Raw genomic sequence first — 12369 nt, forward strand, 5'->3', positions numbered from 1 at the left:
ATGTCCCGTGTCTCCGACCAACTCTGGTGGGTTCGCCTACTGCGTCTGGCCGCCGCCGGGCTCGGCGCCGCCGCGCTCATCATCCTGCCGTTCGAGCAGGCCGACGTGCCCGGTTTCACCCTCGCCAACTACTTCAGCTATTTCACGGTGCTGTCGAATGTCGCGGCCGTCGCAGTCCTGGCCGTCGGTGCCCTCGCGGCACCGGATTCGCCGGCATGGCAATGGATTCGGGGTGCGGTGACCACCTGCATGGCGATCACCGGGATCGTGTACGCGCTGCTGTTGTCCAACATCGATGTCAACGTCAACACCGAGTGGATCAACGACGTCCTGCACCGGCTACTACCGGTACTTCTCCTCCTCGACTGGGCGGTGATCCGGCCGCGTCGCCTTCCCGGTCACAGCTGGTGGACGTGGCTGCTGATCCCCCTCGTCTACGGCGTGTACACCTTGACTCGCGGCCCCTTTGTCGACTGGTATCCGTACCCGTTCATCGACCCGCGCTCGCAGGGATATCTCTCGATGACCTTGTCGATCGTGATCGTCTTCGTGGGTATGGCCGGATTGTCGTTCGCGGTGTTCTGGCTGGGCACCTGGCGATCTCCCTGGTGAGGGCAACCCGTCACAAAATCGAGTATTGCGGTTCATAAAGTGTGATACTCGTCACATGTCTATCTCGATTCGGACTCATCGCGGAGCCCTGTCCGTCCTCGTCGGTATCGCGGCCGCGATGATCCTCGCCCTCGCGGTACCACCCACGGCCGCCGACGCCGCGACACCGCGCTGGACCGGGACCTGGAAGATCACCTCGCTGGCGTCCGGCAAGACGGGGACCAGCCTCGCAGCCCGTCAGGCCGAACCCGACTTCTCGGCCACCTACACCTTCTCGACGTCATGTTCGTGGTTCGGGTGCACCGCGACCATCACCGGCGGGCCCGTATCGTCCAATCCGACGGTGCCCTGGCCGCCGTCGTACCGGTGGACCGGCTCCCGCTGGCAACGCGACTTCTCCTGGCAGTGGGACTGCTACCAGCCCGGTGCCGCCAAGGTGTGGAAGCCCGCACGTTCCACGCAGTACTTCACCCCACAATCGGGCACCAGCATGACCGGCCGGTGGACGACCACGATCAGCGGCGGACCGTGCAATGGGACGGTCGCCTGGAACATGACCGCCGTGAAGATCAGCTGACCGATCACCGGCGTCAACGCGAAATCACCATTGCTCCGCCGGCGCTGGTGATTGCCTGTGCGACAACGTGCGCCGGACTCAGTTCACGGTGTGAACGTAATCCGAGGTGTCGATGGCGTCATAGGTGGGGCTGGTCACCGAGGTATCCAGTTTCTTGGACGTGATGGCCAGGCCCTCCCCGGTCTGGACGAACACGGTTCGCTCGGTGAGGTCATAGCCGGACCAGTACCGCGAGAAGTCGCTCCACGTGTTGATGTCGCCCTTGTGCTCGAGTCCGGGCGGGATGATCACGGTGCGGAAGGCGGCATATAGCTGGGAGATTCCCTTCTCCCGGCCGAATGGTTTGAGGTAGGCGGCGAGGTTCAAGGCGCGCACCATCCGCGACGGTGAGGTGTAATCGCCGGGCAGACCGAACATCCCGAAACCCGTACCGCCTTCGATGAGCTGCAGTTCGTAGCCGGTGGGCAGTGTGGTGGCGGCCGTGGGGTCGACGTTCGACAGGCCGAGGTAGTTGCGGATGTTGATCAGGTGCCAGTCGTATTCGGGGCTGTTGGTCATGACGCCCGCGTAGTCGTAGATCTTCAATGCTCCGTCGTCGACCGGCTCGAGCACGATGCCGTCACCGGTGGTGTCGACGAAGCTGAAATGCAGCGGGAAGGCGATCTTCTGACCAAGGGCTTCGAAAGGCTGATCAACGAGCGCGAACGTGGCGTACTTGTCCCGGATCTCCGCGACGGAGGCGAACTGGGAGAGGATGTAGCTGACGAACTCCTCGCCGAGGACTGCGGTCTGCCCGCGCGCCGCGATGTCGTCGGCCGATCCCTTGGTGCACTCCATCAGGACCTGGAGGTCACCGGCGAGTCCCTTCTCGTTGATGCCGTCGAAGAGGACGGTTGTGCCTTTGACACCCGTCCCCATGGTGGCGTACTTGCTGGTCCACGACGTCAGCGGGCTCTGCATCTCGATGTTGGCCGGGAAGGTCGCGATGGTGACCAGATTGTCGAGCTCGGCGGGCATCCCGGCCGGCGTGCCGAACATCGGGATGTCCAGATCCATCGTCCGCCCGAAGAAGATGTCCCCGTTCGTGGCGGTAACCCTGATTCCTGTGCACATCCGCATGCTCCCATCGTTCTTTCTTGGTATCTCGTGTCCGACCGAGCGGACGCCGTATTCAATTCCACCGGATGTCCGGCCGAGCGCGTGTCACTCGCCGAGAACTGGGCACAGGTTCGCGACATGTCGGCACAAGAATGGCCTCGGCTTCGCACGGCACCGCGGAATGTCACGTGGTCAGGCGAGTCCGGCTGCAGACTTTCGCCGACCACCGGATCTGTGCCATCGTGTGACCATCAACACATCAACCGGGTCCACGCACGCCCCCCGCCGCCAGGTCATCGCCGCATCGTGGCGCCGTTCGGCCATGTCCGGGATCCGTCCCGACAACGATGCACTTCCCGACCCGGTCGACATCTCCTCGGCCGATCCGCTGCTCGACGCGGCCCGACCGGTGCTCGACGAGGCCGCGGGACGGATCGCCGGTAGCGAGATGTCGCTGTTGCTCGTCGACCACGAGTGCCGGATGATCTCCCGGGTCACCGCCGGCTCGACGATCGAGCGGGTGCTCGACGATGCCGGTGCGGCCCACGGGGTGCCGTTCGCCGAATCATCGGTCGGCACCACCGCACTCGGCACCCCCGCCGAGATACGCCGCGGCGTGATGATCAACGGCTACGAGCACTATCTGGAGAAGTTCAAACGGCTCAGCTGTTTCGGCCAGCCGATCATCCATCCGGCGACCCGACGCCTCGTCGGCAGCCTGTGCATGACCGAGGTCAACGAGAAGGCCAACCCGCTCGCCGTTCCGTTCGTGACCGGCATCGTCGCCGATATCGCCGACCGCCTGCTGGACCGGTCCCGCGCCCACCAGCGCCGGGTGCTCGATGCCTTTCAGCGCGCCGCGCCGCGCCGCGACATCGCTGTCGCGGCCCTCGGCGACGACCTGCAACTCACCAACACCCTTGCCGCCGAGCTGCTCTCGGCCGCCGACATCGGCGCGTTGCGGGCGGTTCTGGCCGATCCGGCGCTGCACGAGACGAGCCTGGCGCTGACTTTGAGTGCCGGTACCGCCGTCGACATCCTGGTCGAACCGGTGCCCGGAACCCGCGGCGCGGCCCTGTTCTTCCTGCGGCCGCATCTCGCCGGTGACGCGCCCACCCGGGTCACGCACACCCGCCCGCACACGAGCGGCGCCGTCGCGGTCACCGGGGAACCCGGCACGGGGCGCAGCACCGAGGCGGTCGCGGTGGCAACCGAACTCGGCGGCGGTTCGTCCGCACCGGTCGTCGTCGATATCGCCGAGTCACTCATCGAGGGGGCGGCACCCGATGTCACGGTTCTGCTGGCCCGCGCACGAGAACGTCGGACCGCGCTGGTCATCGATGGTGCAGAGTTGCTCGATGACCGCTCGTTGTCGCTGCTACGCCACGCCGCCGGGCGGGCACTCACGCCGGTCGTCGTGGTGACCGGTCCCGCCTCGCAGATCGGCGCGGGTGCGGCGGCATTGCTCGGCCAATGTCCACGACGGATCGAGCTGCCACCGCTGCGGCAACGCACCGCCGAACTCGGCTCCCTCGCCTCGGGGATGGTCACCGATCTCGCGCCGGGGACCACACTATCCAGCGCCGCCACCGACGCGCTGCTGTGTCAGGAGTGGCCCGGCAACCTGACCGAACTGGTGACCGTCCTCGGCGAGGCGGTGGCCGCCTGCCACGCCCGGTCGGCACGCACCGTCGAACTCAACGACCTGCCGCGCGGATACCGAACCATCAGCCGCGCTTCCCATCTGGCCGGATTGGAACAGGCCGAACGCCAGGCGATCATCGCGGCACTGGAACGGTGCAAGCACAACAAGGTCAGAGCGGCAAAGGAACTCGGGATCAGCCGCACCACCCTCTACGCCCGGATGCGCTCGCTCGGGATCTGAGCGCGTCCCGGAAGTCGCCTCACCCGTTGCCGATCGCCTGGCGGGCGAGCACCGAGATCAGATCGGTCTGGGTCACAATGCCGACGATCTCGTCACCGTCGACGACCGGGACCGCATCCGCCCCGTGATCGGACAACTGCGGCAGCAGTGCGGCGATCGGCGTGTCGGCGGTGACCACCGGGAGGTGGGCCGTCATGACGTCGGCAGCGGTGACGGGACCACCGCGTCGGCGCGGGCGCAACGGTGATCCGGTCCGGCGCGGGCCGAGACCGACGGACTCGATGAGGTCGATCTGGAAGACGACACCGGCGAAAGTGCCGTCTGCGCGCACCACCGGCAGCGAGGTGAACCGGTGCGTGCGGAACAGTTCGGCGAGTTCGGAGTGCGGCGACTCCGGTGCGACGGTCACGAGGTCGCGCGACATCACGTCGGCGGCATGCACCGGTTCGGTGAGATGTCCGGCGGCCCGCTGTTCGGCCGCCCCGACGAGTCGGGCCAGATCGGCGACGCTGAGGTTCAACGACTGCTGGTAGCGCTCGAGAATCTCGGTGAGATCGCCTTCGTCGAGGCCGACGCGTTCGTCGGATTCGTGGACCGGATCGAACTGGCGGAACGGATAGGGACGGCCCGTCAGCCGGCCGTAGACCGCGGCGACCACCACCAGTAGGCCACAGCCGAGAGCCACCGGCGCCAGGGCGAATTGGTATCCGATCTGGTGGATCGTGTCCGGCGCGAGGGCCGCGCTCATCGCCACCGCCCCGGCCGGCGGATGGACCGCGCGGCAGACGATCATCACCGCGATGGCCAGGCCCACCGCCAGCGCCACCCTCGGCACCACCGGGTCGACCAGCAGGGTGATCGCCACCCCGACCAGCGCCGACAGTGAGCTGCCCACCACCGTCGGCCACGGTTGCGCGAGCGGGCTGTTCGGTGCCGCGAAGACCAGCACGGTCGTCGCACCGAAGGGTGCGATCAGAAAGAACCCGAGTGTCGGGGAGACGCCGGATGTCACCAGAGCGGCGCCGACGACGGTAAGGCCGAGCACGGCGCCCACACCGGCTCGCAGTGCCTCCCGCACCGATCCGGCCGTACTGGCGGGCCCCAATCCGCGCAGCACGCGATTCATGAATCGCTCATCCCGTCGAGTCGTTCGAGACATGAGATCTCCTCGCGTGTGCGGTTCGGGGCTTTCTCACGCTAACGAGGCGGCCGTCGGCGCCCACACGGGAGGTGTCGGCGACGGGGATTGACCGACGTGCTGTTCACCAGGGGTGTTCAGTTTCTGCACACGCCGTCGGACTCATGCGATGGCAGAAATAGAAGCGGGTCCGCATCTATGACCCATATCACTGATCGTCCGATTCGAGCAGGAGGCCACATGACCGCCGTCGCCACCGAACTTCTCCCCCGCGTTCGGGACTTCATTTCCACCGACCGGCAGATGCTGATCGGGGGTGAATGGGTGTGGGCCGAGTCGGGGCAGACCTTCGAGACGATCGATCCGGCCAACGGCCGCACCATCACCTCGGTCGCCCACGGCGGATCCGCGGACGTCGACCGTGCGGTCCGCGCGGCGCGCGAGGCGTTCGACGGACCGTGGTCGCGGATGAAGCCCAACGAACGCGAGCGGCTGCTGTGGCGCGTCGGTGACATCCTCACCGAACGGGCCGCGGAATTCGGTCAGCTCGAGGCCCTCGACAACGGCAAGGCCGCGACCATCGCCACCGCCGTCGACACCGCCTGGTCGGCCGACATCTTCCGCTACAACGCCGGCCTGGCCACCAAGATCACCGGTTCCACCGTCGACGTGTCGATGCCCTTCGTCCCCGGTGGCGAGTTCCACGCGTACACCGTGCGTGAGCCGGTCGGCGTGTGCGGCCTGATCGTGCCGTGGAACTTCCCACTGTTGATGGCCGCGTTCAAGCTGGCTCCGGCGCTCGCTGCGGGCAACACCGTCATCCTCAAGCCGGCCGAGCAGACCCCACTCACGGCACTGCTGCTCGGCGAGGTCTTCCAGGAGGCCGGATTCCCGCCCGGGGTCGTCAACATCGTGACCGGATTCGGCGACGCCGGAGCCGCACTGTCGGCGCACGACGACGTCGACAAGATCGCCTTCACCGGATCGACCGAGGTCGGCAAGAAGATCGTCGACGCCGCCAAGGGCAACCTCAAGAAGGTGTCGCTGGAACTCGGCGGCAAGAGCCCCAACATCGTGTTCGCCGACGCCGACTTCGAGAAGGCCGTCGCCGGATCCGTCGCCGCCTGGATGTTCAACCACGGGCAGTGCTGTGTGGCCGGCACCCGGCTGTTCGTCGAACGTCCCATCTTCGACGACTTCACCGCCGCCGTCGCCGAGGCCGCCTCGCAGGCGAAGATCGGACCCGGACTCGACCCGTCCACCGAACTCGGACCGCTGGTCAGCCAGGAACAGTTCGACCGCGTGTCCGGCTATCTCTCGGCCGGCCTGGCCGACGGCGCCCGCGCCCTGACCGGCGGAAAGCGTTGGGGCGATGAGGGTTTCTTCATCGAACCGACCGTCTTCGTCGACGTCGAACCCCATTTCTCGATCGTCGAGGAGGAGATCTTCGGTCCGGTCGTCGCAGCGATGCCGTTCGACGCCGACACCGGTGTGGCCGCCGCGGCCAACGACTCGATCTACGGTCTCGCCGCGGGCATCTGGACCCAGGATCTGTCGAAGGCCCACAAGACGGCACGGCAGATCAAGGCCGGCTCGGTGTGGGTCAACCAGTACAACGGCTTCGACACCGCGATGCCGTTCGGCGGCTACAAGCAGTCCGGGTGGGGACGCGAACTCGGTTCGTCCGCGATCGACCTCTACACCCAGACCAAGGCCGTCAACATCGCACTCTGACAGTTCTTTTCGATATCACTCTGCACCGAAGGAGTCATCCATGACGCTCACCACCAAGGCCGCCGTCCTCACCGGACCCGGCAAGCCGTTCGAACTCGTCGAACTCGATCTCGACGAGCCCCGCGAAGGCGAGGTCCTGATCAAGTACACCGCGGCCGGTCTCTGCCATTCCGACCTGCACCTCACCGACGGCGACCTCCCGCCGCGCTATCCCATCGTCGGCGGACATGAGGGCTCCGGCATCATCGAGGCCATCGGGCCCGGCGTCACCAAGGTCAAGGTCGGCGATCACGTCGTCTGCAGCTTCATCCCGAACTGCGGCACCTGCCGATACTGCTCGACCGGCCGCCAGAACCTCTGCGACATGGGCGCCACCATCCTGGAAGGCTCGATGCCCGACGGCTCGTTCCGATTCCATTCCGGTGGCGACGATTTCGGCGCGATGTGCATGCTTGGCACATTCTCCGAGCGGGCCACCATCAGCCAGCATTCGGTGGTGAAGGTCGACGACTGGCTGCCGTTGGACAAGGCAGTGCTGGTCGGTTGCGGCGTGCCGTCCGGATGGGGCACCTCGGTCTACGCCGGCGGTGTGCGCGCCGGTGACACCGTGGTGATCTACGGCATCGGTGGACTCGGCATCAACGCCGTGCAGGGCGCGGTATCGGCCGGCGCCAAGTACGTCGTGGTCGTCGATCCGATTGCTCTCAAGCGGGATACCGCGATCAAGTTCGGCGCCACCCACGCCTTCGCCGATGCCGACGAGGCCGCCGCCAAGGTGAACGAGCTCACCTGGGGTCAGGGTGCCGATCAGGCCTTGATTCTCGTCGGCACCGTCGACGAGCAGGTGGTGCAGAGCGCGACCGCGGTGGTCGGGAAGGGCGGCACCGTCGTCATCACCGGTCTCGCCGACCCGACCAAGCTCACCGTGCATGTCTCGGGAACCGATCTCACGCTGAACCAGAAGACCATCAAGGGATCGCTGTTCGGCTCGGCCAACCCGCAGTACGACATCGTCAAACTGCTGCGCCTCTACGACGCCGGACAGCTCAAGCTCGATGAACTGATCACCCAGACCTACACGCTCGACCAGGTCAACGACGGTTACCAGGATCTCCGCGACGGCAAGAACATTCGCGGCGTAATCATCCACGACAGCTGATCGGCAGCCGCTGATCGGTTCCAGACCCGGCCCGGGTACGACGCGCCGCCCCGCCGTCGTTCCCGGGCCGTTCCATGCGCACAGTGACAGCGCCCGGTTGCTCGTTGACAGCGCTCAAGTTTCCGTTGACAGCGCTCAAGTTTCCGTTCAGGCGATCAGCCCAACGAGCACGAGCACCAACGGCATCGAGAGGAGCACCAGGGCGCCCGCGGTCACCCACCGGTGATCACGCAGGATCGCAACGTACTCGCGGATCTCGGCATTCGGCATGAAGTAGGGTGCCGTCGGTGCACCGGTGCCGAAGCCACGAATACCGGCCTCTCTCATCATGGTTGCCGCACGGAATACGTGGTAGTCATTCGTCACCACCGCAGCGGTTCCCCGGATGTTTTTGTCGGCCAGCATCTGTGCCGAGAAGCGCAGATTCTCAGCAGTATCGGTCGAACGGTCCTCGCTCAGCAGCCTGTCGGTGGGCATGCCCCGCCGGGCCAGGTACTCAGTCATCGCCGACGCCTCGGAGCGCGCCTCATCCGAGCCACGTCCACCGGAACTGACGATAACGGGGTCGGCGCCGAACTCGCGTGAGCGCCGCGCCACCTCGAGCGCGCGGTCCAGTCGCGCGCCCAACAGTGGTCCGACGGTGGTGCCGTTCTTCAGTCCGGCACCCAGGACCACGATGGCGTCAACCGGCTCCCGCCGCGCACGGATCGCACCCCACCGTACGTAGGCATATGACCAGCCGACGACGATGGCGAACACGAAGCCGAGGTAGCCGGCCGGTAAGGCCAGGGCCAGCAGGATCAGCAGAATCGTGTTGCTCGCGGAGGAGTCGCTCCATCCGACGACGACGCCGACGACAACCGAAACCGCGTACACGACCAGAACAGTCCCCAGGGCAGCCGACAGCGACATCGTCACGCCGAAGCCCTCCCGGCCGATCAGCTTGATTCCGTTGATGATCAACGCAACGCCGAGTGTGGCGACAGCAAGCAGCGCCACCATCCCGGCGCCGAGCAGAAGCCACGCAGCAGTCAATTGCGAGGTTCCCGATACCAGTGCGAGACTCACATCCGCCACCAGAACCGAAACGGCAGTGGCCAGAAACACCGCGGGCAGCAGTCGACGGGGTTCGCGCCACGCGAGATAGCCGCCGATCACCAGCAAGAGAACACACACCACCGCAAGGACATCCACGTCGACCAGTGTGCCAGCACTGTGCCGGCACCCACTTCTTCCCGAACGCGCTCGGCCCACCGCGCCCGGGGCCGCCGACAGCACCTCGCGCTCTGTAACAGCGCTCCGCATTTCACCGACAGCGCTCCATCCCGGTGACAGCGCCCTCCATCCCGTTGACAACGCCCTCCATCCCGTTGACAGCGCAGGGATTACGGTCGAGTCGGCCCATCACGCCGGTCGAGCCGGACGGAGCGCCAGCGAAGTCCGAGTCCGCCGGGGCCGAGCTTGTCGGGCTGCTCGACCAGCGGGAGTGTTCCTTGGAACCTCCACAGTGAAACATCAACGCCGACACCCGGTGTCGTCACGTTCGACGGCCGTCTCGTCAGAGATCGGTACGCAGCGCGTCCGACACCATCTCCGTCCACGACGCCACCACCTGTTCTCGTCGGTGCGAATCGTCGGACAGTGTGTCGGCCAGGCCGAGTCCACGCGCGAGGTCGAGGGTGATCTGCGCGATCCGGTGAACCTTCGGGTTCGCGCCCGACGGATCGAGCATCGCCACCGTCACCTGATGTGCGGCGCGGGCGAACTTCGCCTCGAGCGGCAAGATCAGTTCGCGCAGTGCGGGATCGGATGCTGCGGCGGCCCACACCTGCAGTGCCGCCTTGAACGTCACCCCCGTGTAGAGGGCGACGGCCCGGTCGATCGCTGCGGCCACCCGATCGTCACCATCGGGCATCTCATCCTGCACTGTCGACGCAGACGCCGTCATGTCCTCGAAGACCTGCTCGAGCGCGGCCGTGATCAGGGCTTCCCGCGTCGGGAAGTGATGCTGCGCCGCCCCACGCGACACACCGGCCCGCTCCGCCACGATGGACACCGTCGCCGCGGCCCAACCGTCGCGTGCCAAGGTGTCGATTGTCGCCCGCAGCAACCGTTCTCGCGTCAGTCGGGATCGCTCCTGCTGCGGCTCGCGCGGGACACTCGATCGTGCGGTGGTCATGCCAGATCCCACGACGGCCGACGCTTCGACAGGAACGCCGTCATCCCCTCCCGAGCCTCATCGCTACCGAACAACGCTGCCGATTCCTCGGCACGCCGACGGCCATACGTCTCGAATGCTGCGAGGACCGCCGTCGTGGTGAGAGCCTTCGAGGCCGCCAAACCCTGCGGCGACGCCTTCCGGATTCCAGTCAACGCGCTCGCCAGGCAATCGTCGAGATCTGCGACACCACCAGCGGATTGCGTCACCAGCCCGACCCGTTCGGCGGTCTCGGCGTCGAACGTCTCACCGGTCAGGTAGTACCGCCCCGACGATCGTGCGGACATCTTGGGCAACAAGACCAACGAGATCACCGACGGCGCCAATCCCAGCCGCGCCTCGGTGAGCGCGAACGTGCATGCGGGACCGGCGAACACCATGTCGCATGCGCCGATCAGACCGAGTCCGCCTGCCCGAACATGACCGTCGATCCGCGCGATCACCGGCTTCGGCGATTCGAGGATCGAGCGAATGAGTCCGAGCATCGCCTCCGTCCCGGCCGCCGATGCCTCCTCGACGCTCGCACCACGAGCCAACGCCTCGCTCAGGTCGGCCCCCGCACAGAACGTGTTACCCGAATGTGTCAGCACCACTGCCCGCACCTCGGGATCGTCTGCTGCAGAGACCAACCCGTCGAGCAACTGCGTCACCAGGCTCGTGCTCAACGCATTCCGGTTCTTCGGTGAATCCAGCGTCAACGTCGTGATGCCGTCGACGGTCGACGAATGGACAACCTCAACGGTTCCGTCGGCCATGATGCACCCCACCTCTCGTCTCAGTACGACTTGGGCAACCCGAGACTCGTCTGAGCCACGAAATTCAGAATCATCTCACGACTGACCGGCGCGATCCGCGCGATCCGTGCCAGCGACAGCATCGGCGCCAAACCGTACTCGGACGTCAACCCGTTGCCGCCGAGTGAGTGAACGGCCTGATCGACGATCTTGACGCACGCCTCCGCAGCGGCGTACTTCGCCATATTCGCCGGCTCGGCTGCACCCCAATCATCGCCGGCGTCATACAGTGTGGCGGCCTTCTGCATCATCAGCTTGGCCATCTCGAGTTCGATCTTGCCCTGCGCCAACGGATGCGCGATCGCCTGATGTGCGCCGATCGGCGTCTTCCAGACCGTGCGGTCGTTGACGTACTCGACGGCCCGCGACAGCGCGAACCGGCCCATCCCGATCGCCGACGCCGCACCCATGATGCGCTCCGGGTTGAGGCCGGCGAACAGTTGACTGATCGCCGCATCCTCCGAACCCACCAACGCATCGGCCGGTAGCCGGACGTCGTCGAAGAACAGCAGGAACTGCTTCTCCGGGTTCTGCAGTTCCATCTCGATCTGGCGGTACTCGAAATTCGGTGTGTCGGTGGGCACGATGAACAACGTCGGCTTGAGCCGCCCCGTCTTCGCATCCTCGGTGCGGGCCACGATCAGTACCGCCTGCGCCTGGTCGACCCCGGAGATGTAGATCTTGCGACCATTGAGCACCCACTCGTCACCGTCACGCTTGGCGGTGGTGGTGATGTTGTGCGAGTTCGAACCCGCGTCGGGCTCGGTGATCCCGAACGCCATGGTGATCGACCCGTCGGCCAGGCCGGGCAGCCACCGCTGCTTCTGATCGTCGGTGCCGAACCGGGCGATCACGTTTCCGCAAATCGCCGGCGACACCACCAACATCAGCAGGCTCGTCCCGGCGGCGGCGAGTTCCTCCATCACGATGGACAGTTCGTACATGCCGGCGCCACCGCCACCGAACTCCTCGGGCAGGTTCACCCCGATGAAGCCGAGTTTTCCTGCCTCCTCCCACAATTCGTCGGTCTTGCGGCCCTCGCGTGCGCATTCGCGGAAGTAATCCTGCCCATACTTGGCCGCCAGACCGGCGACCGCGGCACGCAGTTCGGCCCGTTCGGGTGTCTCGACAAAAGGATTCTCGGTCATGGGATG

The 12369-nt window shown here is 66.1% G+C and carries 11 protein-coding genes; 5 read left to right on the forward strand and 6 right to left on the reverse strand.

The features are described 5' to 3' along the window. Both ACWDPV_RS00450 and ACWDPV_RS00455 read left to right on the forward strand, forming a co-directional pair. Nucleotides 1-612: a Pr6Pr family membrane protein gene (locus ACWDPV_RS00450; RefSeq protein ID WP_449741311.1), complete on the forward strand. Its 612-nt coding sequence runs from the start codon at nt 1-3 to the stop codon at nt 610-612. A gap of 55 nt (nt 613-667) precedes the next feature. Continuing rightward, a complete protein-coding gene (locus tag ACWDPV_RS00455) occupies nt 668-1189 on the forward strand; it encodes an Rv2253 family sensor-like surface protein (protein WP_449741312.1) in 522 nt (173 codons plus the stop codon). A gap of 78 nt (nt 1190-1267) precedes the next feature. Here ACWDPV_RS00455 and ACWDPV_RS00460 read toward each other — a convergent pair whose 3' ends face one another. Beyond that, nucleotides 1268-2302: a linear amide C-N hydrolase gene (locus tag ACWDPV_RS00460; protein ID WP_449741313.1), complete on the reverse strand. Its 1035-nt coding sequence runs from the start codon at nt 2300-2302 to the stop codon at nt 1268-1270. 307 nt (nt 2303-2609) lie between these two features. Here ACWDPV_RS00460 and ACWDPV_RS00465 point away from each other — a divergent pair, with 307 nt between their 5' ends. Continuing rightward, nucleotides 2610-4172, forward strand: a complete 1563-nt coding sequence (locus ACWDPV_RS00465) for a helix-turn-helix domain-containing protein (protein ID WP_449741314.1) — start codon at nt 2610-2612, stop codon at nt 4170-4172. 19 nt (nt 4173-4191) lie between these two features. Here ACWDPV_RS00465 and ACWDPV_RS00470 read toward each other — a convergent pair whose 3' ends face one another. Beyond that, the gene (locus ACWDPV_RS00470) at nt 4192-5298 is read right to left on the reverse strand and encodes an HPP family protein (protein ID WP_449741315.1); all 1107 of its coding nucleotides are present in this window, start codon (nt 5296-5298) and stop codon (nt 4192-4194) included. Between the two features lie 252 nt (nt 5299-5550). Between ACWDPV_RS00470 and ACWDPV_RS00475 the strand changes: the two genes are divergently transcribed. Both ACWDPV_RS00475 and ACWDPV_RS00480 read left to right on the forward strand, forming a co-directional pair. After that, nucleotides 5551-7044, forward strand: a complete 1494-nt coding sequence (locus ACWDPV_RS00475; RefSeq protein ID WP_449741316.1) for an aldehyde dehydrogenase family protein — start codon at nt 5551-5553, stop codon at nt 7042-7044. A 40-nt stretch (nt 7045-7084) separates the two neighbouring features. Next, entirely contained in the window at nt 7085-8203 is a 1119-nt protein-coding gene (locus ACWDPV_RS00480) for an NDMA-dependent alcohol dehydrogenase (protein ID WP_449741317.1), read from the forward strand. Between the two features lie 147 nt (nt 8204-8350). Here the strand turns inward: ACWDPV_RS00480 and ACWDPV_RS00485 are convergent, their stop codons facing one another. The 4 genes from ACWDPV_RS00485 to ACWDPV_RS00500 form a co-directional block, all read right to left on the reverse strand. After that, entirely contained in the window at nt 8351-9397 is a 1047-nt protein-coding gene (locus tag ACWDPV_RS00485; protein ID WP_449741318.1) for a YdcF family protein, read from the reverse strand. A gap of 364 nt (nt 9398-9761) precedes the next feature. Further along, on the reverse strand, nt 9762-10382 hold the full coding sequence (locus tag ACWDPV_RS00490) for a TetR/AcrR family transcriptional regulator (RefSeq protein ID WP_449741319.1): 621 nt from the start codon (nt 10380-10382) through the stop codon (nt 9762-9764). Then, on the reverse strand, nt 10379-11176 hold the full coding sequence (locus tag ACWDPV_RS00495; RefSeq protein ID WP_449741320.1) for an enoyl-CoA hydratase family protein: 798 nt from the start codon (nt 11174-11176) through the stop codon (nt 10379-10381). The genes ACWDPV_RS00490 and ACWDPV_RS00495 overlap by 4 nt, the downstream gene beginning before the upstream one ends. A gap of 20 nt (nt 11177-11196) precedes the next feature. Beyond that, nucleotides 11197-12363, reverse strand: a complete 1167-nt coding sequence (locus ACWDPV_RS00500; RefSeq protein WP_449741321.1) for an acyl-CoA dehydrogenase family protein — start codon at nt 12361-12363, stop codon at nt 11197-11199. Between the last annotated feature and the right edge of the window lie 6 nt (nt 12364-12369).

The organism is Gordonia sp. NPDC003504 (assembly GCF_053587995.1).